The following is a 22,478-nucleotide window of genomic DNA, read 5'->3' as shown; positions in this document are numbered from 1 at the left end:
ATCCACGACAACCGAGGCGATGACGGTCGCCGGCCACCCTGTTCTCCCAGCTGTCGCCCGTTTCCTGCACAGCCCCAAGCGACTGCTCATCGGCGGCGAATGGGTCGACGCCACCTCTGGCCGCACCGTTCCGACCGACGACCCCGGTACCGGACTGCGACTCGCCGAGTTCGCCCGCGCAGACGCGCAGGACGTCGACCGAGCCGTGCGAGCCGCCCGCCGCGCGTTCGACAGCGGAGCCTGGCCGGCCCTGAAACCCAATGAGCGCGAACGCCTGTTGTGGCGAGTGGGTGATCTGCTCTCGGAGCGGGCCGAAGAGATCGGCCAACTGGAGGCACTCGACAACGGCAAGTCCGCCGCGGTCGCCACCGCCGTCGATGTGGCGTGGGCGGCCGACGTTTTCCGTTACTACGCGGGCTGGTGCACCAAGATCGAGGGCACAACGGTCGATGTGTCCATGCCGTTCGTCCCCGGCGGCCAGTTCCATGCCTACACCCTCCGGGAGCCTGTCGGCGTCTGCGGACTCATCGTGCCGTGGAACTTCCCGATCCTGATGGCGGCGTGGAAGCTTGCGCCGGCCCTCGCCGCCGGCAACACCGTCGTCCTCAAACCGGCTGAGCAGACGCCCCTTTCCGCCCTGTTGCTCGGCGAGCTCTTCCTCGAGGCCGGATTTCCCCCTGGCGTGGTCAACGTGGTGACCGGGTTCGGCGACGCCGGCGCGGCGCTGGCCGCGCACGAGTGCGTGGACAAGATCGCGTTCACGGGTTCCACAGAGGTCGGCAAGCGAGTACTGGCAGCCGCCGGCGGCAACCTGAAGAAGGTGTCACTCGAGCTGGGCGGCAAGAGCCCCAACATCGTGTTCGCCGATGCCGATTTCGATGCCGCCGTGACCGGTTCACTCAACGCCTGGCTGTTCAACCACGGGCAATGCTGTGCCGCCGGAACGCGGTTGTTCGTCGAGCACCACATATTCGACGAGTTCACCGCATCGGTTGCCGACGCCGCGTCCCGCGTGACGATCGGCCACGGCCTCGATCCGGCCACTCAGCTCGGTCCGCTGGTCTCACAGAGCCAGTTCGACAAGGTCACCGACTATCTGGCCGCGGGACTGGCAGACGGCGCACGTGCTCTGTGCGGCGGAAAACGCTGGGGCGAGCACGGTTTCTTCGTCGAACCCACAGTATTCGTCGATGTGCAACCGGAATTCCGTGTGGTGGCGGAGGAGATCTTCGGCCCGGTGGTGGCGGCGATACCGTTCCGGGCAGATGACGACATCGCCGCTGCCGCCAATGACTCGATCTATGGACTGGCCGCCGGAATCTGGACGCGTGACATCTCCAGGGCACACCGGCTGGCCCGGCAGTTGCACGCCGGCTCGGTCTGGATCAATCAGTACAACGGCTTCGACACAGCGATGCCGTTCGGCGGATACAAGCAATCGGGATGGGGCCGGGAACTGGGTGCGTCGGCCATCGACCTCTACACCCAGACCAAAGCCGTCAACGTTGCGTTGTAGCGGCACCAGCCGCCGCGAGCCGAGCCTGCGCCCCGGCGGCTCGGCTCGCGGCCTCGACCCCCGACACGTCGCGCACCGCGCCCTGGTCGGCCGAGAGAGCCATCGCGGCGTAGGCCCGCAGCGCCGGCGACACCTCGCGGTCCCGGCGCTGCGGCCAGTACCCGCCATCGCGTTCCAGCCGGAGCCGGCGGGCGTCGAGTTCAGCGCTGTCGACGCACAATTCGATGCGACGGGCCGGAATGTCGATGGCGATGTGGTCCCCGTCCTGCACCAGGGCGATGACACCACCGGCCGCCGCCTCCGGCGAGACGTGACCGATCGACAACCCCGAGGATCCGCCGGAGAACCGCCCATCGGTGATCAGCGCGCACACCTTGCCCAGTCCGACAGCCTTGAGATACGAGGTGGGATAGAGCATTTCCTGCATTCCCGGCCCGCCGCGCGGGCCCTCATAACGCACGACCACGACATCACCGGGCCGCACCCGGCCGCTGAGGATAACGTCCTGCGCCTCCTCCTGTGATTCCACGACCACGGCCGGCCCGCTGAAGCGCAGGATCGATTCGTCAACGCCGGCTGTCTTCACCACGCACCCGCCCTCGGCGAGGTTCCCGCGCAGGATGGCGAGACCGCCATCTGCCGAATACGCATGCGCGACATCGCGAATGCAGCCAGACTCCGCATCGAGGTCGAGGCTTTCCCAGCGGCAAGACTGCGAAAAAGCCGAACTGGACCGCACCCCGCCCGGCGCGGCGTGGAACAGCTCCACGGCCCCGTCCGAGACCACGGCAGACCGGATGTCCCACTGCTCGAGCCACGAGATGAGCGAATCGGCGTGGATCGCACGCACATCTGTGTCGAGCAGGCCCGACCGCAGCAGTTCTCCCATCACGGCGGGGATGCCACCGGCCCGGTGCACGTCCTCCATCAGGTACCTGCCGTTGGGGGCGACCTTGCAGATGCACGGAATTCGGGTCGAGAGCGCTTCGATGTCGGCCAGATCGAAATCCACTTCCGCTTCGCTGGCCGCGGCGAGCAGGTGCAGGATGGTATTGGTTGATCCACCCATCGCGATGTCGACCACCATGGCGTTGGAAAACGCTGCGGCAGAAGCAATGTTGCGGGGCAGCGCGTCCTCGTCGTCCTCGTCGTAGTAGCGCCGAACCAGGTCCATGACGGCCGCGCCGGCGTCTTCATAGAGCCGGCGGCGCGCCGTATGGGTCGCCAGTGTCGTGCCGTTGCCCGGCAGGGCCAGTCCGATCGCCTCGGTGAGGCAGTTCATCGAGTTCGCGGTGAACATGCCGGAGCACGACCCACAGGTGGGGCACGCCGCGGCCTCGACGCGCTCGAGGTCGGCGTCGGAGACCTCGGGAGCGACCGCGTCGGTCACCGCCGAGATCAGGTGCAGGCCGGTGCGCACGGTGCCGTCGACGAGCGTCGCCGTGCCACCCTCCATCGGACCGCCGGACACGAACACCGTCGGCACGTTCAACCGCAGCGCGGCCATCAACATACCGGGAGTGATCTTGTCGCAGTTGGAGATACAGACCAGCGCATCGGCGCGGTGCGCGTTGACCATGTATTCGATCGAGTCGGCGATCAGGTCGCGGGACGGCAGCGAATACAGCATGCCGCCGTGGCCCATGGCGATGCCGTCATCGACAGCGATCGTGTTGAATTCCCGCGCTATGCCACCCGCCGCCTGCACCGCTTCGCACACGATGCGCCCCACCGGCTGCAGATGAGTGTGGCCGGGGACGAACTCGGTGAAACTGTTGGCAACAGCCACAATTGGCTTGCCAATGTCGGTCCCGGACACACCGGCCGCACGCAGCAGGGCCCGCGCGCCGGCCATGTTCCGGCCATGGGTGACGGTTCTGGATCTCAATTCGGGCATGACACCCATGGTTCTGCGCGACGTGCGACAAGCGAAGACGGTGCTGCCTCTAGTACTGCCACTACCCGTCTTAACATTGAGCGATGTCCAACCAGGCCGCCCGCGCAGAGCTGGGCGGATTCCTGCGGATGCGCCGCGAGTCGGTGGACCGCGCCCAGCACGATCTGCCGCCGATCCGGGGCCGCCAGACCGGCCTCCGCCGTGAGGAAGTGGCGTTCCTGTCCGCCATCAGCGTCACCTGGTACACGTGGCTGGAACAGGGCCGAGACATCAATCCGTCGCGGCAGGTGCTCGACGCCATCGGAGAAACACTGCGGCTCTCCCCTGCCGACCAGACATACCTGCTGGCACTGGCCGGTTTCTCCCCGGGTGGCGCCCAGCTCATGCCGGACGCAGGCGAGCCGCCCGAACATCTGCTCCGGCTGTTGGAGGCGTTCGGCCGATCGCCGGCCTTCGCGATCGATCTCGATTGGGAGATCACAGCATGGAATCGTGCCTACGCGGCGCTGTATCCGCGGGTGCGGACGGTCGCGCGCGCAGATCGCAACCTGCTGTGGCTGGTGTTCACCGATCCGTCGATCCGGCAGCTCATGCCCGACTGGGAAGTGGAGAGTCGGCGCTTCGTCTCCGAGTACCGCATCCAGAACGGCGCCCGACTCGACGAACCCGCCGTTGTCACGCTACTCGACCGGTTGCGCGCGGAAAGCGACGAATTCGAGCAGGTCTGGAACGACCACACCATCGAAGGCTTTCAGACGCGCATCCGCCGGTTCGCCCATCAGGAACTCGGCGACCTCGAGCTGGAGTACCACCGGCTAACCCCGGCCGACCTGCCGGATCTGAACATCGTCGTCTACACCCCGGCCACCCCGGAGGCGGACCGGCAGCTGGCCGGTATCTGGACCGGCTGGGGCGGTTAGGTGGCCTGGATGAACGCGGCGATGCCCCGGGCAACAGCGTTGGCAATGGCCTGCTGACCCTGCTGAGACGACATCAGGGCGGCATCCTGGGGGTTCTTCATGTTGCCGCATTCGACCAGGATCGACGGATACTGGGCGAGGTTCAGCCCGGTGAGGTCGGCGCGGCCGTACAGGCCGTTGCTGCCGATGTACGTGGCCGGAGTCAGTCCGCCCGCCACCAACTGGTCGCGCATGATCTGCGCGAACCTGACAGATGGCCCCGCCTGGACCTGATTCAGCGGGGGCGCGGAGTAGTTAACGTGGAAACCGTGGCCGCCGGCCGGTCCGCCGTCGGCGTGAATCGAAACCACGGCATTCGGGCGCATCGCGTTCGCCATCGCCGCTCGCTGGTCCACACATGCAGCCAAGGCATTGTCATTGTCCCTGGACAAACCAACCTGCACTCCGGCATTGATGAGCTCTTGTCGGATGAGCAACACCACATTCCAGGTGAAAGTGTGTTCGGGAAAACCAGCATTGGTCGAGGTGCCACTGGTCTGGCAGTCCTTGGTACCGCCACGGCCGGTGGGCACCTGCTTGGTGATCGACGCGTCGTTGGCCCCGTTGTGGCCTGGGTCGAGAAACACGATGGAACCAGCGAGACTCTGCGCCTTGGCCGTCGGCGCGGTGAGCGACGACAGGACGGCAGGCATGCCGACCAGAACCGGAGCCGCAGCCGCCATTCTCAACATGCGCCGGCGCGAGATGCAGCCGACGCCCTTACCTGCGTCGTCTCTGTCACACGGACTACTGGTCACTGATTGGATGCTACGGACCGACCCTGGGAACGCCGCCGAGCGCCCTGACACGGTTCCGTCACGAAGCAATAACTTCTTTCGGGTTCGGCGTACGGTCGAGGTGTGGAGACGCATGTCGAGACACCAGGGGTGGGCGGACGAATCAAGGCGATTGCAGGTTGGGCCGCCACGCGCACCCGGAAGACCAGCCCATCGCCTCTGTTGCCGCCCTGGAACGCCCCGCCGGCGCTGTACGGCGTGGGCGTGCACCACAACGTCGCGGTGCCGATGAGCGACGGCATCACGCTGCGGGTGGACATCCACTATCCGACCGACCCGGCGACGGGCGAGCCCGCTACCGGCCCCTTTCCCGTTCTCCTGTCGATGACGCCCTACGGCAAGAAGGCGCCCCCACCGGCCGCCCAGATCGGCGGTGGCGCAACGCCGTATCTGATCCGTCGGGGATACATCGAGGTGATGGCCGACGTGCGGGGCACCGGCGTGTCGGGCGGATCGTTCGAGATGCTCGGACCCGAACAGGTGCAGGACGGCGTCGATCTCGTGAATTGGGCTGCCGCACTACCCAATTCGAACGGCCGCGTCGGCATGTTCGGGATCTCCTATCTGGCCATCAACCAACTCATGACAGCAGCCGCGGTGGGTCCCGGCTCGCCTCTGAAGGCGATCTTCCCGGCAATGGCTGCCAACGATTTCTATCGCGACGTCGTCACCATGGGCGGTGTCCCGCACATGCGCACGGTCCGCGCCTACGGCGCCACCTATGCACTGCTCAACGTGGTCAATCCCGTTCTGGAGTTCGCCCATCGCGGTGACCATGAAAGGCCGAGGGCCGGCGGCATTTCCGCGGTACGGCAGCGGGGGCGCGACCAACGCACCTACTTCAGAAACCTGATCAAGGACGCCATCGCCGGTGGCGGCACCGCGTTCGACGGAACCTTCTGGGACACCATGCGCCCGGCGGACGTGGTGCCGAAGATCGTCGAGAACGGCGTCGCGGTGTTTCTGGTGGCCGGATGGCATGACGCTTTCCAGCGCGGTGCGCCCCTGAACTACGCGGCGCTGCAGAACACCTTCGCCGGCCGTCCCGCCGGTGCCGCCATGACCGCCGACCAGCCCGTCTCCGACAAGTTCCAGTTGATGGCCGGCCCGTGGTACCACGTCTCGGACCTCGACGGCCAGCATCTGCAGGCGTTGCAGCTGCGCTGGTTCGACCACTGGCTCAAAGACGACGAGACCGCGGCCGTCGCCGGTGCGCCGGTGCGCTTTCAGGCGATCGGGAGCTCAAAGTGGTTCCGCACCAATGCCTATCCGTTCCCCGAGGCCACCCCGACCCGGCTGTACCTCGGCTTGGGCGGCGGCCTGCATGCCACACCGTCGGCCGACGAGTCGACCGCCACGCTCCAATACCTTTCTCGCGGACCGGTTTCCGGGCGCAGCCTGGAGCAGTGGAGCCTCGGCATGGGCAGCTTCATGGCCTCGCAGACGGGCCGCAGCGTCCGCTACGACCAGGACAACTCCCGGCTGCAGCGCGACGCGCTGACCTACACCAGCGAGCCGCTCGACACCGAACAGCTGCTGGCCGGTCCCGTCGGGCTGACGATCTTCGCCACCGCCGACCGCAGCGAAACCCTGTGGGTCACATATCTGGACGACCTCTCGCCCGACGGCGTCAGCCGGCCTCTGACGCAAGGCGCGCTCCTCGGTTCGCACCGCGCCCTCGACCCCGACGCCAGCTGGCTGCTACCCGACGGCACCGTGCTCCGGCCCCACCACATGAGTACCAAGTCTGCCGCCGAGCCCGTCGTGCCCGGTGAGCTGACGCGCTACGACATCGAGGTGTTTCCCACCGCGGCGGTTCTCGCCCCAGGCCACCGGTTGCGGCTGACCGTCACGACCTACGACTTCCCGCATCTGGTGCCCACCCGCCCACAGCGGACGGCCCTGGCCGGCGGAACCTACCGGATCAACCAAGGCGGCGTGCACGCTTCGTATCTGGTGGTGCCCTTGGCCGACCCGGCCACTATGGAGCAGTCCTAGCTCAAGAACCGCTGCGTGTAGGGCGCGAAGCGCGCCGACAGGTCGTCCGGGTCGAGGCCGAACATCTCGCACGACGTCTCGACACGGCCCAGCCTGCCGCGCTGATGACCGGCCAGGTACTGCGCCATTGCGGCGCGCTGGGTGTCCGAAAGTTGTTCCTCGGCAATGGCGAACACGCTCTCCGCGGTGCCGAGATCATCGGCCATGAAGTCGTCGAACCGGATGTCGATGGACCGATCCCGGCTGATCACGTCCCGGTCCCGGACCAGCCCGGCCAGCATGAGTTCCAGCCGCTGCACCCAGTACGCCGCGATGTGCTCGACCGGTACCGGGCTGCGGTGCATGCGCGCCGAGTACGTGATCATCGCGATCATCGACAACACCACCGGCACCGGATCGCGATGGGTGAAAACACCGACCACACCGGGTAATTCGGCATTGAGGACCGGTAGTTGTTCCAGGTGCTGCGGTGACTTGAGCAACCAGCGCCGGCCACCGCGCAAGAACTGCAGCGCCTTGAGCTGGGTCACCATGTGCCGGTAGTGCGGGGTCTGGTCGTGAGCTTCGTAGTAGTCCCGCCATGCCGGGACGTCGGCCAGCGTTTCGAAGTACATCGTGGAAAAGTCGTTGGCCAGCAACTGGATTTCCTCGTGCACGTGGTCGGTGGTCATCTCGTGCATCAGCGGAAAGTGCGGGATGACGATGTTCATCACGCTGATCGCGACGTCCATCCGGGTGCGCCGCGGGTCCGGCTCGATACCGGCCTCGGATGCCAGCGGGAACGGCTCCATCGACTCCCAGTACGGCAGGGTCCGGAATGTGCCTGCCGCCGCGAGCAGATTGTGCAGATGTGTCGTCCCGGTGCGCGGCAACCCGACGATGACGACCGGGGGCAGCAGTTCGATGTCGTGAATCTCGGGGTGCCGCTTCAGCAGATCGGTGAGCAGCAGCCGGTTCTTCAACAGCTGCAGCAGTTGACCGTAGAAGTTGACGACGCCCGGGCCGTTGAAACCGTCGATCTGCCGGAGTGCGCCCAGCAGCACGTCGAGGCGTTCGCGGTAGTCGGCGGGGCCGAAATCGTCGAGGCCGGTGTCGGCGGTCGCCTTGGCATGGAGCGCGGCCGCGTCGAGCGGACAGTCTGCCGCCATCATCGTCATCATGTCCCGGAACTGCTGTGCCTCGGCCGTGAAGGTGGGATCGGCCAGGTCATCGAGCCGGACAACGTCTGTGGTGTCAGTCACACCACTTATGTTACTATGAGTTTCGTAATGACGAAAGCACTTGGACGCCCCCGTGATTCACGCATCGACAACGCGGTGCTCGCCGCGACCGCCGAGCTGCTCGGCGAAGTCGGCTACTCGGCGTTGTCGGTGGATGCCATCGCCAAGCAGGCCGGCACCAGTAAGCCGACGATCTACCGACGCTGGCCCAGCAAGGCACACCTCGTCCACGAGGCCGTCTTCCCCGCCGGTATAGCCACGGAACTGCCGGACACCGGGTCCCTGGCCGGGGACGTCCGCGCGATGGTCCGCGGCACCGTGGCGGTGCTCAGCACTCCCGCGGCGCGCGCCGCACTACCCGGATTGCTCGGCGAAATGACCGCTGACGCCAGCCTGCACAGCGCCCTGCTGGACCGCTTCGCCGACGCACTCGGACCCGGACTGCATGCCCGTCTCGATGCGGCCGCGGCCCGCGGCGAACTTCGCGCCGACGTCACCGGATCCGAACTGACCGAGGTCATCACCGGCATCGCATTGCTCGCCGCCCTCACCCGGAGCGCTGCCCCTGATGACGACTGGATCGACCGCAACACCACATTGATTCTGAAAGGTATTGGTGCATGACCGAATCCGCTGCCGCATGGCGGGAACTCCTCGACACCCTGCGTGAGCTCGACAGCTCATTCCTGGAGGGTCCGCGCGCCGTCACCGACGACCGCCAGATCGCCGACGGCTACCGCATGCTCGCGACGGGTCTCGGGGTAGCGCTGGACTGCTACTTGTTTCCCGAACCGGGCCGGCCACAGTTCGTCACCGTCAACACCCCCACCCGGCATGACCGCCGGTGGGGCGGCGACAACACCGACGCCTACTACCACACGTGCCCGGTCGATCCCGAGCGCAAATACCGGATCAGCGGCAACAAGGGCGACAGCGTCTACCTCTCCCTGACCGCCTACAACGAGCCCTCGCCCGGCGCCTGGTCCAACCGCGTCGTCGCGATAATCCGGGACACCGACATCGAATTCGATGCTGACGGCAACTTCTCGTTCGAGCTCGGTCCACTGCCCGACGCGGCCGTCTTCCTCACCCGTGACTACCAGGCCGACCCGGCGACGGGGCGTCCGGTCACCTGGAACATCGAGGCACTCGATCCCCCGGAGCCGTTCCGGCACAGTGACGCCGCGACGGCCGCCGCGCTGCGGTCCAGCGCCACCTGGATCCGGACGCTGTTCGCCATCATGCCGATGCCGGTGGGCACGCGGGCCGTCGACGAGGCCAGCCTCGGGCACGAAACCGCCCATCGGGCCAATGAATTCGCCGCGCCCTACCAGGTGCCGGACGCCAACTTCGGCTGGTCGGCGCGCGACGCCTGCTATTCGTACGGGAGCTTCGTGCTCGCCGAGGACGAGGCGCTGGTCATCACCCACCGGCCGCCGGCCTGCCGGTTCTGGAACCTGGTGGTATGGAACCAGTTCATGGCCACCCCTGGTGCCGGTGACGCCCGCAGCTCGCTCAACGGATACAGCGCGGTGCCCAACTCCGACGGCACGGTCACTGTCGTCCTGTCGCGCGGCACCACCGAGCACCCGAATTCGCTTACCACGCTGGACTATCCGCAGGGCAACCTGGCGTTCCGCTGGTTCCTCACCGATCAGGTGCCGGACCGTCCCGAAGTTCAGCTGGTCAAGGTCGACGACGCCCCGACCGAGGTCAGCTAGGGGACGATGCCGTCGATGGCCCGGTAGATCCGCTGCTCGCTGACCGGCCTCGGGGTGCCCAACTGCTGGGCCCACAGACTGACGCGCAACTCCTCGATCTGCCGGGCAATGTCGCGGACATCGTCGCCCTGGCCGCGCAAGGGCGAAAGCGCCTGCCGCAGTTCGTCGTACGCGTCCTCGACGGCGTGGACACGGTCCATCCGTTCCCGGTCCGCCGCCGGCGCCTGCGGCAGACGCTCCAAGCGCCGGCCGACCGCGGTCAGGTACCGGGTCAGGTCGGCCAGGTGCGTCACGCCCGTCGCCGCAACGAATCCGACCGGCAGCAGCCGGGCCAACTGTGCGCGGATGTCAGCGACAGCATCGGCCTGGAGCGCAGACGGCTTGTCGGGCAAGGCAACCTGCGCCGCGTGGGCCGCCGTCAACACCCGCTCGACGCGGCCGACGACGTCGAGCGTCGTCGGGACCAGCTTGGCGGCGACGGTGTCGCGCAACGCTCGAAATTCGGCGCCGGTCCACACCGGCTTGGGCGCCAACACCCGTACCGCAGCGTCCGCGCAGTCTTCGAGCAGTGCCGCCAGGCTGCCGTCGGGATTGCTCGCCAGCGCCAGGCGCGTCCGGGGATCGAGCCCGCGCTCGGCGGCCTTGACCGGTGACGGCGCGGCGAGCCGCAGCAACCGGCGCAGCCCCGGGCCCATGGCCGCGGCCTGTTCAGCCGCCGTCGGAAACACGCGGATGTCCACCGCCGCACCGGTATCCACGAACGCCGGGAATCCGCGCACGGTGTGGCCACCGGCCGAACTCTCCACACTGCGCGGCAACTCGGCCAGGTCGTCGGGCCAGGCCTTCAGGCCCGTCCGCTGCAGATCACCCGCGACCGCGCCGGCGACCGCCTGCCGGACCGAGCCGGCCAGTCGATCGTGCAAAGCGCCCAGGTCCTTGCCGCGCGCCACCTCGGTGCCGTCTTTCTCGACCGCGAAGGTGACCCGCAGGTGGTCCGGAATCTTGCTCAGGTCGAAGGCGTCGATCGGCACCAGAATGCCACTGCGCCTGCGCAGTTCGCGCTGCAGCTCCTCCAGTAGCGAGCCATCCCCCGGATGAAGGTCCGGCAGCACCGCCCGCGCGGTGTCGGGTGCGGGCACGAAGTTGCGCCGCAGGTCCTTGGGTAGCGACTTGATCAGCGCCGTGACCAGCTCTTCGCGCAACGCGGGCACCTGCCATGCGAAACCGTCGCCGCCGAGCCGGGCCAGCACCTCGACCGGAACATGCACCGTCACACCGTCATCGGCGGCGCCGGGTTCGAACCGGTAGCTCAACGGCAGCGACAGGTCACCGGTCTGCCAGGTGTCGGGCTGGTCGGCGTCGGTGTCCGTGCGCAGCAGGTCCGCGCGCGTCATGGTCAGCAGGTCCGGCGTCAGATGTCGCTGCTTCTTCCACCAGGCGTCGAAATGCCGTGCCGACACCGCGCTTTCGGGTACCCGCTGGTCGTAGAAGGCGTAGACCTCGTCGTCGCCGGCCAACAGGTCGCGGCGCCGGGCGCGCTCTTCCAGCTCTTCCAGTTCGGCCCGCAACCGGGTGTTGTCCCGGAAGAAGTGGTGCCGGGTCTGCCAGTCGCCTTCGACCAGCGCGTGCCGGATGAACAGCTCACGCGCGACCACCGGATCCACCTGCGCGTAGCCCACCCGACGGCGCGGCACCAACGGCAGGCCGTAGAGCGTGACCCGTTCGAACGCCATGACCGCGCCGCGCCGGGCGTCCCAGTGCGGCTCGCTGAAGGTGCGCTGCAACAGATCTCCGGCGACCCGCTCGACGGTCTCCGGTTCGATGCGCGCCGCGATGCGCCCGAACAGCCGGCTGGTCTCCACCAGATCCGCGACGACGATCCATCGCGGCGGCTTCTTCGTCAGCACCGAACCCGGCGCCAACACGAACCGCGAGTTGCGAGCGCCCTGGTAGTCCCGAGTCTCGCCTTCCCGTAACCCGATGTGCGACAGCAGACCCGCGGTCAGCGCGGTATGGATACGGAGCGGATCGGCATCGTCACCCGACTCCCGGATGCCGAGATCGCCGGCGATGCTGCGCAATTGACCGACCAGGTCCTGCCATTCCCGAATCCGCAGGTAGTGCAGGAACTCGTCTCGGCACATCCGACGGAACGCGCTGCCGGACAACTGGTTCCGCTGCTCCCGCAGGTAGTTCCACAGGTTCAGATAGGAAATGAAGTCCGAATGCTCGTCGGCGAAGCGGGCGTGCTTCTGCCGGGCGGCCTCTTCCCGGTCCGACGGGCGTTCGCGCGGGTCCGGGATCGACAGTGCGGCAGCCAGGATCAGCACCTCGCGCACGCAGCCCTCGGTGTCGGCCTGCAGGATCATCCGGCCCACGCGCGGGTCCAGCGGCAGCCGGGCCAACCGTCGCCCGACGTCGGTGATGGCGCCCTTCGCGTCGAAAGCGCCCAATTCCTGGAGTAATTGGATGCCGTCCCGGATGCTGCGCGCATCGGGCGGGTCCAAAAAAGGAAACGCCGCGGGTCCTTCCATGTCGCCGAGCCCCAGAGCCGCCATCTGCAGGATGACCGCGCCGAGGTTGGTGCGCAGGATCTCCGGGTCGGTGTACCGCGGCCGCGACGCGAAGTCCTCTTCGGAGTACAGCCGGATACACACCCCCGGGGCCGTTCGACCGGACCGGCCGGAGCGCTGCGCTGCCGACGCCTGCGAGATCGGTTCGATCGGCAGCCGCTGCACCTTGGTGCGTCGGCTGTACCGCGAGATGCGCGCCGTGCCGGGGTCGACGACGTACCGGATGCCCGGCACGGTCAGGGACGTCTCGGCGACGTTGGTGGCCAACACGATCCGGCGCGGACCGCCCGGCTTCGCAGTGAAGACCTTCTGCTGGTCCGCGGTCGGCAACCGGGCATACAGCGGCAGGATCTCGGTCGGGAAGGTGTCACCGGACAGCGCGTCACGCAAAGCCTCTGCGGTGTCCCGGATTTCGCGCTCGCCCGACAGGAAAACGAGCACATCGCCGGCCGGCTCGGATTCCAGTTCGCGCACCGCGTCGACGATGGCCTCGGTCTGGTCTCGGGGCTCGGTGCGGACTATCTCGTGGTCCGGGTCGTCAGGGTCATCGCTGTCGTCGACCGCAACGGGGACTTCCAGTGGCCGGTACCGGATTTCGACGGGGTAGGTACGTCCCGAAACCTCGACGATCGGGGCATCGAAGAAGTGCTTTGCGAACCGCTCCGGCTCGATGGTCGCCGACGTCACGATGACCTTCAGGTCTGGGCGCCGCGGCAGCAGCTCGCGCAGGTACCCGAGCAGGAAGTCGATGTTGAGGCTGCGTTCGTGGGCCTCGTCGAGGATCAGGGTGTCGTACCGGAGCAACCGGCGGTCCCTCTGAATCTCGGCGAGCAGAATGCCGTCGGTCATCAGTTTGACCAGGGTCGAGTCGCTGGCCTGGTCGGTGAATCGCACCGTGTAGCCGATGGCGCCGCCCAGTGCGGTGCCGGTTTCGTCGGCGATCCGCTGCGCCACCGTGCGGGCCGCCAACCGGCGGGGCTGGGTGTGCCCGATGGTGCCGCGGATGCCGCGTCCGAGTTCCAGGCAGATCTTGGGCAGCTGCGTCGTCTTCCCCGAGCCGGTCTCCCCGGCGACGATCACGACCTGGTTGTCGGTGATGGCCTTGGCAATCTCATCTCGACGGTCGGTGACCGGCAGGTCGGGATAGGTGATGGCCGGCACGGCTGCGAGCCGGCTGGCGATCACGCCTTCGGCGGCCGCGATCTGTTCGGCGATCTTCTCCGGGTTGTCGTCCCGCAGATTCTTCAGCCGCCGCTCCAGCCGCGCGGCGTCACGGATGGTCAGACCATCCAGACGATCACGCAGTACGCGCTGCTGTTGGTCGGACACTGGTCCCAGGATAGGCGGTCTACTCGCCCAGCAGCACCCTGACCGCCAGTGCCACCCAGTCCGCGATATGCGGATCCCGCATCGCGCTCCGGCGATCGAAAGCGTAGGTGAGCGCCACACCACGCATGCTGGTGTTGAGGGTTTCCCGGACGCGGGCGTAGTCCGGATGTTGGTTGAGCGGCTCACCGAACATGGCGTCGGTCACGGCGCGTACCTGCTTGTACAGCACGCGTTCCTGCTGTTCGAGGCTGCCCCGAAGTTCTGCGTTGTGCCGCGCGGCGAGCCAGAGCTCGGTGGCCGCCCAGAAGTAGTCCTGCTGGTAGGTCGACCACATGGCCAACACAGCGGCGCGGATCCGGTCGTGGGGATCGTCGGGCCACGTGGTCCGCGTACCCATTTCGTTGAACCGCGCCGCGGCGAGGTGCTGGACCGCTGCGACGAGTAAGGCATCACGCGACGGGAATTGGTGCAACAGACTGCCCCGGCTGACCTCCGCCATCTGCTGGATGCGCAGCGTCGACGTGCCGGCGTACCCGTTCTCGACGAGGGCCCGCACCGCGGCGTCCAGGATGCGCTCCTGCACCGCGATGCCGCGCCGTTGTACACGTCGAGGTTGCGTCATCACCGAATCATAAACTAGTCAGGGTTGACTAGTTTCATCGGATTTGCCTACGCTCTGCCCCAACTACCGCAGAAGGACGCGCATGCACACCGAATCCATCACCCGGACCGCCGAGCGCATGTGGCACGACGTGTTCCTGCCCGACGACGTCCGGCACGTCCGGGCAATGGCGCGCGCCGCCGTCGCCACCCACCTGGCGCCGGTGGCACGCGAGATCGCGCAGCGCGAGGAGTCCGTCGACGCATTCCCATGGAGCGCCTTCAAGGGCCTGGCCGGCGCCGGTTGCTTCGCGGTGCCGTTCGAGCAACCATTCGGCGAGGGACTGCAGCACCCCATGCTGGCAACCTGCATCGTCACCGAGGAAATCGCTTACGAGAGCTCGAGTTTGGCCGGCGTGTACGACGGGCAGTGCATCCTCAACGCCCGAGCGCTCTCGTTCGCCCAGCCCCACATCCGTGAGCGGGTCTTACCCGGCCTCATCAGTGGTGACGCGGTATTCGCCTTCGCCACAACCGAACCCGATGCGTCAAGCGATCTGACACCGAGCGCGTTGAAGACCGTCGCCACCCGAACCCCGACTGGATTCAGCGTCAGTGGCCGGAAGCGCTGGATCACCAATTCGGTTGTCGCCGATTGGGTTTGCATTCTGTGCCGCGACGGCGACACTGACAACGCCACCATGCTCCTCATCGACATGCACAGCCCCGGGGTCCAGGTCGGTGAACCGGATCTCAAGATGGGCCACCGCGGCCAGATCACCGCCGACATCGTTTTCGACAACGTCGCGGTGCCGGCAGACCACGCGCTCGGCGAAGCCGGCCGCGGTCTGGCGACGGCGTTGGCATCCCTGGCTGCCGGGCGTCTTGGCATCGCGGCGGCCGGTGTCGGTGTCGCCCAGATCGCCCTCGACCTCGCTGTGGCCCGCCTCCGGAGCCGGGAACTGTTCGGCCGCAAGCTCGGTGAGATGCAGTACTGGCAGTACAAATTGGCCGAACGCGCCACCGAGCTGGAAGCCGCTCGATCGATGTACCAGAAGGCGGCCGTCCGCCTCGACCGCGGCGACCGCTCCGGCGAGCCCGAAGCATCCATGGCCAAGTCCTACGCGACCCGGCTCGCCAACGACCTCGCCCGCGATGCGCTCCAAATCCATGGCGGTTACGGATTCGCCCGACGGGTCTCGGCAACCGGCGAAAGCTATCGCCTCGAAGAGATCTACCGCGACGCCAAGATTCTGGAGATCTTCGAAGGCGCCAACGAAGTTCTGCAGTGGGTTATCGCCCGCCAGCTGATCGGCCGTGACATCACGGGATAGCGCGGTCGGTTACTCCATCGCCGCACGGGCGAGGCGCCATTCGAGGCCCTGCACGACGCGCAGCACCGTCGCCCGCTCCGCGTCACTCAAACCACCGACGGTCATCTCCTCGATCTGACCCCACACGCTCTCGATCTGCTGCTGCAGACCCCGACTCGCCGGCGTCGCTTCGACGAGGTGGGCGCGCTTGTCCTCGGGGCTCGGGAACCGGCGTACGAAACCGGCGTGTTCCAGGCGCTGAATCATCCGCGTCATGGTGGGGGCGTCAGAACTCGTGAGCTGAGCGAGGTCGGTCTGGCGCAGCGGCCCGAGGTCCCAGAGATACATCATCACGAGTTCCTGGCCGGGATAGAGGCCGAGCGGCCGCAGCAACGTCGCGACGACGGTTCGCGTCACCCGGGTCAGCTGGAAGACCGCGTGGCTGACGGGGCCGCTCCGGGCCGCCGTCGGCAGCGTTGTCGACTCCCCGGCCTCCGGTCGCTCGGCGCTCTCCTCGCCCATGACGGCACCCCCGCTCCTCATTAGTTGTCCAACCATCATAACTGACGCAGGCATAGCTAAAAAACCCAGTTGGAATAGCTTTCTCAATGTACTTGTTCGAGCAAGTATCAGCAGAAAGGCGGCGTCATGAACACCACAGCAAGCCACACCCGCACCTCGTCGCATGAACAGGACCACCGCAGCTTCCGTCGCCACGTCGCCTGGGCGATGACGGCGACTGCCATCGGACTGTCGGCGCTGTCCGTCGCACTGGCCACGCCCGCGGCGGCGAAAGGCCCCCACCCCGGTCCCGTGATCGACCGCCCTGAACCGACCAGTTCGGTCAGCGCGCAAACCAATGACGGCCGGACTTCGACCGCTCCGATGACTCCCACGGGGCACACGGCACCCGGCGCCATCCCCCGATCTCAACCGGCGGTTTCCATCAGCGCGCAGCAGTACACCGGGGGTGCCGACAACCCAGCGGCGAATCAGATCCGCAAGACGTCGGGCTCGGCCGATGGTCCGCGTGACAGCGCCCGCCGCGCCGAGGTCCGCATGCCGTCCATGCCCGGCGGACTGACAGCCGCCGACGCCGGCCGGTTGTTCGGCGGCATGGCCGCAGCGTCGTAATGGGTTGCGCCGGAACACAGTACCGGCGCGCGAGGCTAGCCCTTGTCAGGCGCCCAGTAGTCCAGCATTTCGGCGAAGGTTTCGAATGCCGGCTTGGACACCCCGTACGCGGCTTCCAGGTGAATGCTCAGTGGGAAGCCCAGTTCGCCGACACCGTCGACGACGCGCTTGTACAGGTCGAGCATCAGCGCCCGCTTGGCCGCAGGCTCCTCGCCGGCCAGGCGGGTAACAAATTCCTGCTCGGCGGCGACCAGAGGATTTCCCGGATCCTGGATCAGCCAGTTGATCAGGCCGACCTTCGACTCCATCTTGGGGACGAACCCGAACGACAGCAGAATCTCGGGTCGGTGCTCGGTGGTCGCAGCGAACTCCTTCAGGAAGCCCACGATCGTGTCCGAGTACAGCAACTGGGTCATGCCGTAGGTGGCGCCCTGGTTGATCTTGAAGTTGAAGCGCCCCTGCTCGCCATCGCGCGTCGGAATCAGGATGACGCCGCGGTTGGGCACCTGATCGCGGTAGATCGTCAACGCATCGGTCGGCGCCACGCCGGCGCCCTCACCGTCGCTCATGGTGCGCGGGACGCCGACGAACGCGATGCCGTCGAAGTCCGCCTCCTGCAGCACCGCCAGCCGCTTCGAGAGCGCGTCCTCGTCGAGGAACGACGTCACCTGGGTACACAGCCCGCGGATGCCCGGCAGCTCGGGCTTCATCAACTGCCAGAAGTCGAGGACGTCCATCTTCGGCTTCATCTCGATGGGCCGGTCGCCGTCTTCCTCGATCATCCCGGGGATCATCACGTGCCGGATGCGGCCCTCGAGGCCGACGGCCGCGGCGTTGAGCAGCACCTTGTGCGCCTCGTCGACCGCAAACTGGGGACCGCGCTCGATATTCGGCGGGACCAGTTCGAAGGCGATGGTGTTCAGGGTCACGACTCTGCTCCGGATCTCAGGACTACATACGGGGCGCAGGCGTCACTGACCGCTACGACCCGCAGGTCGTGTTTCCCGTGAAACCTCCACCCTACCGATGGCCTCCAGCAAAGAATCGGCCACGTCCGGCTTGCCAGCCGTGATAAACCCGTCCCGTGGCTGAACGCGTGAAGTTCCAGAGTTCCACCGGCCCCATGCTCGCCGGAATCATCGACCTCCCCGAAGGCACCCCGCGCGGCTGGGGCGTCTTCTCTCACGGCTTCACGCTCGGCAAGGACTCTCCCGCCGCCGCGCGCATCTGCAAGCAACTGGCCGCCGACGGCATCGGGATGCTCCGCTTCGACGCCATCGGGCTGGGCGACTCGGAAGGCCACTGGGGCGACGGGTCCTTCACCCACAAGACCAACGACGTCATCGAGGCGTGCAAGTTCATGACCGAACGTGGCACGCCGTCCGCGTTGTTGGTGGGCCACTCGTTCGGCGGGGCATCGGTGCTGTCCGCAGCGCGGCAGGCGCCCGGGGTCCGCGCGGTGGCGACGGTCGCCGCGCCCATCGATCCGTCGCATGTCGAGAAGCAGTACGACGACATCCTCGACTGCGTGCTCGCCAACGGCAGTGCGCAATGGATGGTCGGCGGGCGCGAACTGACCCTCAAGCGCGACTTCGTGGAGGACGTCCGCGCGGCCAAGCTGCACACCAAGATCAAGGAACTACATCTGCCGTTGCTGATCCTGCACTCCCCCACCGACAACACCGTGGGCATCGAGAATGCCAGCGAGATCTTCCGCACCGCCCGCCACCCGCGCAGCTTCGTGTCGTTGGAGGGCACCGAACACCTGCTCACCGGACCAGGGCAGGCCAAGCGCGCCGGACGAATCATCGGCGCCTGGGCCGACGCCTACCTGGGTCCGGACAAGGCGCGTCCGCGGTAACGGAACAACCCGCGCTTCAGTTGCCGGCCGCTTTGTTGGCCTTCGCGATGGCGGCCGCGAGTTCCTCCAGCAGCGGCGGCACATCCAGTTCGGTCACGACGGCTTCGATGAAGACGAGATCGTCGGGATGTGCTGCCGCGTCGGCCAATGCCGCGTCCAACTCGCCGCAGGTTGTCGCCCGGTGCGACAACGGGTTTCCGACACCGAAGGCCGCCGGGATGTCGCGCCACCGCCAGCTCACGATGTCGTTGTACGGCGCGGCGGGACCGTGGATCGCGCGTTCGACGGTGTAGCCGTCGTTGTTCACCAGGATCACCACGGCGGGAACGCCCTCGCGGCCGAACTGGCCGAGTTCCTGGATGGTGAGCTGCGCGGCGCCGTCGCCGATCAACAACACCGGACGACGGTCCCGCTCCGCCAGGCCCGCACCGAGTGCGGCCGGCAGGGTGTAGCCGATGGACGCCCACAACGGCTGACCGATGAACGCCACGCCGCTGGGCAGCCGGTGCCGGGCCATGCCGTAGTACGACGTCCCTTGTTCGGCCAGCACCACATTGCCCGGGGTGAGGGCACCACAGACCTTGTCCCACAGCGCTTTCTGGGTGAGCGGCTGATCCGGTTCGAGCACCGGGTCGGGCGCGTCGGGCCCCGGCTGCGGCACGGCGGGCGACCGGGTGGGCCGGGTCTTCAGGATGCCGGTGATCGCCTCGAGCGCGGCCGACATATCCAGTGGCGCAAAGACTTCTCCGGCCACCGTGCTCTGGTTGGGTCCGATGTCGATGGTCCGGGCGGGATCGATCTGCTGCGTGAACGAGGCACTGACCATGTCCGTGAACTGCACCCCGGCGGTCACGAGCACCGGGGCCTCCTCGATGGCTTGCCGGACCGACTCCTGGCTGGAGGTGCCCGCGTAGATGCCGAGGAACTCGGGCGCGGATTCGTCGACCAGGCTCTTGCCCCACATCAGCGTGGCGTGCGGCACGACGTCGGCCGCCAGCAGTGCCTCCAGCTGCGGGACGGCTTCCAGTCGGTGCACCAGCAGGTCGGCCAGCACCGTCAACTGATGCTCGCCGATGAGGCGAGCGGCGGCCGCGGTGAACAACGAGAGCGCCCGCGGGCTCGTGCCGCTGGTGTACCGCGGCAGGGGCCCGCTCGGTGGTTCGACCGGGAACCGGGCGACGTCGGTGGCCAGCATCAGGTAGCCGGGCAGCTTGCGCTCGTGCACCTCCGACAGGACCCGGTCGATCTCCCGCGTGGCTGTCGCCGGCACGAGTTTGGCTTGTGCGCAGGTGATTTCGCGGGCGATGCGCAGAAAGTGATCGAAGTCGCCGTCACCGAGCGAGTGATGGATCACCCGGCGGGAGCCTTGCACGTCGATGGACGGGGTGCCGACGATGTGCACCACCGGAACATGCTCGGCATAACTGCCCGCGATCGCATTGGCCGCCGATAGCTCACCGACACCGAATGTGGTGATCAGCGCCGCCATGCCGCGCAGCCGGCCGTAGCCGTCGGCGGCGTAGCCCGCGTTGAGCTCATTGGCACTGCCGACCCACCGGATATCGCGGTGCGCGATCACATGGTCGAGCAGTTCTAGGTTGAAATCGCCTGGTACACCGAAAATCTCGGTGACGCCTAGTTCGGCGAGCCGGTCCAGTAGGTAGTCACCGACGGTGTATTCGGGCATCCCGGCCTCCCTGGGGTCGCTGGTACGGCGATGGTAACCGCCCGCCGCGAACCGGGCTGTTCTTGCCGGCCGGCGCCCATCGGGTTCCCGCCCCGGCACCGGCCACCGAAGCACTACCATGGCCGCCATGACCGTTCGCCCGCGCCGGATCGTGTGGCAGGTCGCGGCAATGTCGCTGCTCGCGGCCTGTGGTTCGAATACGTCAGCGACGCCGCCGCCGAGCACATCGAGCGCACCGCCGCCCACGACAACGGCAGCCCAGCTCCCGTCGCCCGTTCCCATCGTGCCGATCAAACCGAATGCGCGGCAGGCCAAGTGGGTCGACCTACAAGTGGGCGACTGCCTGAACACGCCGCCGCCGACCGACCCGAGCGTCGTCGAGGTGACGCTGGTGGACTGCTCCGCACCGCACATCGCTGAGGTGTTCCTGCGCGCCAATGTGGCGGTCAACGACGCCGTCGCCGGTGTCGCCGATCAGCAGTGCGCGGCGGGCCTGACCAAGTACGCCGGCCCGAACAGCCGGTACACCTCGACCTACCTGATCGACTCAAACATGGACCGCACCGGGCACACGCCGTTGCCCAGCACCGTCATCTGCCTGCTGCAGTCGGCCACGGGCGTCTCCCTGAACGGCTCCGCTAAGGCTTAGCCGTCAACAGGATGTATTGAGCGGCAACCTGTTCGTGCACGTCCTTCAGCTCGGTGCCGCGCGCCTCGATGGCATAGTCACCGGCCGGCGCTACACAGTAGAACTGCTTCGGGTTGGCCAGCAAGATGCAGCGGCTCAGCGTCAGCGCCGGCACCGGATCGGCAGTCTCGGTGCCGTCCACCGACACCTCCTTGCCGAAGGTGTTCGCCACGTTCACCGCCGATCCCGGATCCTTGGCCCGGTACACGCTGGTCTTCCCGCGGGCGAACGCTGTCACACCGTTGTCCTGGAACACCTTGCTCGACGTGATCGGGTTGCTCTGGAAGTGCAGGGCCCCGGTGCCGGAGTAGACGGCGTTCTGCGAATTGCGCGGTGACTCGGTCTGCAAAGTCAAGGCCAGCAGACCCGTCGGATCGATCGGCACGGCCGGCAGATCTGCCGCGGGTTTGAAGGGCTCGATCGCGGTGGCCTGAGCGCCTATCGCCTTGGCCACCAACGCGATGGCCGGATCAGGGCCGGCCGTCGACTGCGCCAACTGAGTCAGGACATAGGGGCCGTGCGCGGTGAAGGACCGCACGGTGGTCAATTTCGTGCCGCGGGAATCGACGTCGTACGTCGACGCCAGCGTATCCGGATGATCCGGGATGACAACGGTTTTCGGTTCTGCGCCACGGATCTTGAGCTGGAGGGCAGCCGCGTTCATCTCACCGGCCGCGGCGCCGGCGTCGGCGGGCGAGGCAAAGCGCAGTACGCCGTTGATCAGCACGGTCTTGGCGGCAGATTCACGCGCCGAGGCGAACCCAGCGATGAAGTTGTGCCTGCCGGCCGCGGTCGCAATGTTCTCGGGGCCGAACTGAGCCAGCAGACCGGGTTCGTCGATGACGAAATACGTTGACAGATAAGGCTCGGTGAGCGAGCCGTCGACCTGCCAGGGTCCCACCACATAGCCGGCCAGCTGTTGCGCCTCGAGCCGCGCGCCGGCGTCCGGGGCACCCGCGGTGCCGTAGGGTTCATGGGCCTTGGTCGGGTACTTCCCCGGCTTCAACTGCGCCGGGGCGACGATCGCCGGCGGGGGTGGCGCCGTCGTGGTCGCCTGCTTCGCCGATGACGTGGCCAGGTTGGACTGCGTCGACCCCCCACCACACCCTGCCGCCAGCACCGCCACCGCGGCCACCGCTCCACAACTGACCAGGCCCCGCATGCGTCCCTCCCCTGCCGACTGCA

At 67.3% G+C, this 22,478-nt stretch carries 18 protein-coding genes; 9 read left to right on the top strand and 9 right to left on the bottom strand.

Annotated elements, in window-relative coordinates; genetic code table 11:
- The first annotated feature begins 19 nt into the window (after nucleotides 1-19).
- On the top strand, nucleotides 20-1,516 hold the full coding sequence (locus QRN63_RS08880) for an aldehyde dehydrogenase family protein (protein ID WP_285030564.1): 1,497 nt from the start codon (nucleotides 20-22) through the stop codon (nucleotides 1,514-1,516).
- On the opposite strand, the gene ilvD is transcribed toward QRN63_RS08880, so the two are convergent.
- Complete coding sequence (ilvD, locus tag QRN63_RS08875; RefSeq protein WP_285030453.1) at nucleotides 1,500-3,413, bottom strand: dihydroxy-acid dehydratase; 1,914 nt, start codon at nucleotides 3,411-3,413, stop codon at nucleotides 1,500-1,502. The two genes, QRN63_RS08880 and ilvD, sit on opposite strands and share 17 nt — an antisense overlap.
- 83 nt (nucleotides 3,414-3,496) lie before the next feature.
- Here ilvD and QRN63_RS08870 point away from each other — a divergent pair, with 83 nt between their 5' ends.
- The gene (locus QRN63_RS08870; RefSeq protein WP_267319709.1) at nucleotides 3,497-4,333 is read left to right on the top strand and encodes a helix-turn-helix transcriptional regulator; all 837 of its coding nucleotides are present in this window, start codon (nucleotides 3,497-3,499) and stop codon (nucleotides 4,331-4,333) included.
- Here the strand turns inward: QRN63_RS08870 and QRN63_RS08865 are convergent.
- Nucleotides 4,330-5,025: an Rv3717 family N-acetylmuramoyl-L-alanine amidase gene (locus tag QRN63_RS08865; protein WP_323849188.1), complete on the bottom strand. Its 696-nt coding sequence runs from the start codon at nucleotides 5,023-5,025 to the stop codon at nucleotides 4,330-4,332. The genes QRN63_RS08870 and QRN63_RS08865 overlap by 4 nt on opposite strands.
- Nucleotides 5,026-5,367: 342 nt before the next feature.
- Here QRN63_RS08865 and QRN63_RS08860 point away from each other — a divergent pair, with 342 nt between their 5' ends.
- Nucleotides 5,368-7,167 (top strand): CocE/NonD family hydrolase, encoded by a 1,800-nt coding sequence (locus QRN63_RS08860; RefSeq protein ID WP_285030563.1) that lies wholly within the window; start codon nucleotides 5,368-5,370, stop codon nucleotides 7,165-7,167.
- Here the strand turns inward: QRN63_RS08860 and QRN63_RS08855 are convergent.
- The gene (locus tag QRN63_RS08855; protein WP_285030562.1) at nucleotides 7,164-8,327 is read right to left on the bottom strand and encodes a sulfotransferase family protein; all 1,164 of its coding nucleotides are present in this window, start codon (nucleotides 8,325-8,327) and stop codon (nucleotides 7,164-7,166) included. The two genes, QRN63_RS08860 and QRN63_RS08855, sit on opposite strands and share 4 nt — an antisense overlap.
- 108 nt (nucleotides 8,328-8,435) lie before the next feature.
- Between QRN63_RS08855 and QRN63_RS08850 the strand changes: the two genes are divergently transcribed.
- Both QRN63_RS08850 and QRN63_RS08845 read left to right on the top strand, forming a co-directional pair.
- Nucleotides 8,436-9,011 carry a TetR/AcrR family transcriptional regulator gene (locus QRN63_RS08850; protein ID WP_267319710.1) on the top strand — a complete coding sequence of 192 codons (576 nt, stop codon included), beginning with the start codon at nucleotides 8,436-8,438 and terminating at the stop codon, nucleotides 9,009-9,011.
- The gene (locus QRN63_RS08845; RefSeq protein ID WP_285030452.1) at nucleotides 9,008-10,108 is read left to right on the top strand and encodes a DUF1214 domain-containing protein; all 1,101 of its coding nucleotides are present in this window, start codon (nucleotides 9,008-9,010) and stop codon (nucleotides 10,106-10,108) included. The genes QRN63_RS08850 and QRN63_RS08845 overlap by 4 nt, the downstream gene beginning before the upstream one ends.
- Here the strand turns inward: QRN63_RS08845 and hrpA are convergent.
- Nucleotides 10,105-14,010: an ATP-dependent RNA helicase HrpA gene (gene hrpA, locus QRN63_RS08840; protein WP_285030451.1), complete on the bottom strand. Its 3,906-nt coding sequence runs from the start codon at nucleotides 14,008-14,010 to the stop codon at nucleotides 10,105-10,107. The genes QRN63_RS08845 and hrpA overlap by 4 nt on opposite strands.
- 19 nt (nucleotides 14,011-14,029) lie before the next feature.
- Nucleotides 14,030-14,632, bottom strand: coding sequence for a TetR/AcrR family transcriptional regulator (locus tag QRN63_RS08835; protein WP_285030450.1), 603 nt, complete (start codon nucleotides 14,630-14,632; stop codon nucleotides 14,030-14,032).
- 82 nt (nucleotides 14,633-14,714) lie between these two features.
- On the opposite strand from QRN63_RS08835, the gene QRN63_RS08830 reads away from it, so the two are divergent.
- Entirely contained in the window at nucleotides 14,715-15,944 is a 1,230-nt protein-coding gene (locus tag QRN63_RS08830; RefSeq protein WP_267319714.1) for an acyl-CoA dehydrogenase family protein, read from the top strand.
- Nucleotides 15,945-15,953: 9 nt separating this feature from the next.
- On the opposite strand, the gene QRN63_RS08825 is transcribed toward QRN63_RS08830, so the two are convergent.
- On the bottom strand, nucleotides 15,954-16,445 hold the full coding sequence (locus tag QRN63_RS08825; RefSeq protein WP_285030449.1) for a MarR family winged helix-turn-helix transcriptional regulator: 492 nt from the start codon (nucleotides 16,443-16,445) through the stop codon (nucleotides 15,954-15,956).
- Nucleotides 16,446-16,571: 126 nt separating this feature from the next.
- On the opposite strand from QRN63_RS08825, the gene QRN63_RS08820 reads away from it, so the two are divergent.
- Nucleotides 16,572-17,057: a hypothetical protein gene (locus QRN63_RS08820; protein WP_285030448.1), complete on the top strand. Its 486-nt coding sequence runs from the start codon at nucleotides 16,572-16,574 to the stop codon at nucleotides 17,055-17,057.
- 35 nt (nucleotides 17,058-17,092) lie between these two features.
- On the opposite strand, the gene QRN63_RS08815 is transcribed toward QRN63_RS08820, so the two are convergent.
- Nucleotides 17,093-17,986 carry a mycobacterial-type methylenetetrahydrofolate reductase gene (locus tag QRN63_RS08815; RefSeq protein ID WP_285030447.1) on the bottom strand — a complete coding sequence of 298 codons (894 nt, stop codon included), beginning with the start codon at nucleotides 17,984-17,986 and terminating at the stop codon, nucleotides 17,093-17,095.
- A gap of 155 nt (nucleotides 17,987-18,141) precedes the next feature.
- Here QRN63_RS08815 and QRN63_RS08810 point away from each other — a divergent pair, with 155 nt between their 5' ends.
- Nucleotides 18,142-18,918 (top strand): alpha/beta hydrolase family protein, encoded by a 777-nt coding sequence (locus QRN63_RS08810; protein ID WP_285030446.1) that lies wholly within the window; start codon nucleotides 18,142-18,144, stop codon nucleotides 18,916-18,918.
- Nucleotides 18,919-18,934: 16 nt separating this feature from the next.
- On the opposite strand, the gene QRN63_RS08805 is transcribed toward QRN63_RS08810, so the two are convergent.
- The gene (locus QRN63_RS08805; protein WP_285030445.1) at nucleotides 18,935-20,605 is read right to left on the bottom strand and encodes an alpha-keto acid decarboxylase family protein; all 1,671 of its coding nucleotides are present in this window, start codon (nucleotides 20,603-20,605) and stop codon (nucleotides 18,935-18,937) included.
- 127 nt (nucleotides 20,606-20,732) lie between these two features.
- On the opposite strand from QRN63_RS08805, the gene QRN63_RS08800 reads away from it, so the two are divergent.
- Nucleotides 20,733-21,254: a septum formation family protein gene (locus tag QRN63_RS08800; RefSeq protein WP_285030444.1), complete on the top strand. Its 522-nt coding sequence runs from the start codon at nucleotides 20,733-20,735 to the stop codon at nucleotides 21,252-21,254.
- On the opposite strand, the gene QRN63_RS08795 is transcribed toward QRN63_RS08800, so the two are convergent.
- Complete coding sequence (locus QRN63_RS08795; RefSeq protein ID WP_285030443.1) at nucleotides 21,244-22,455, bottom strand: DUF7373 family lipoprotein; 1,212 nt, start codon at nucleotides 22,453-22,455, stop codon at nucleotides 21,244-21,246. The two genes, QRN63_RS08800 and QRN63_RS08795, sit on opposite strands and share 11 nt — an antisense overlap.
- Between the last annotated feature and the right edge of the window lie 23 nt (nucleotides 22,456-22,478).

The sequence above is a fragment of the Mycolicibacterium sp. lyk4-40-TYG-92 genome, assembly GCF_030209435.1.
Classification (GTDB): domain Bacteria; phylum Actinomycetota; class Actinomycetes; order Mycobacteriales; family Mycobacteriaceae; genus Mycobacterium.
The sequence above is the reverse complement of the archived record's forward strand: the minus strand, read 5'-3'. Positions and strand labels throughout refer to the sequence as shown.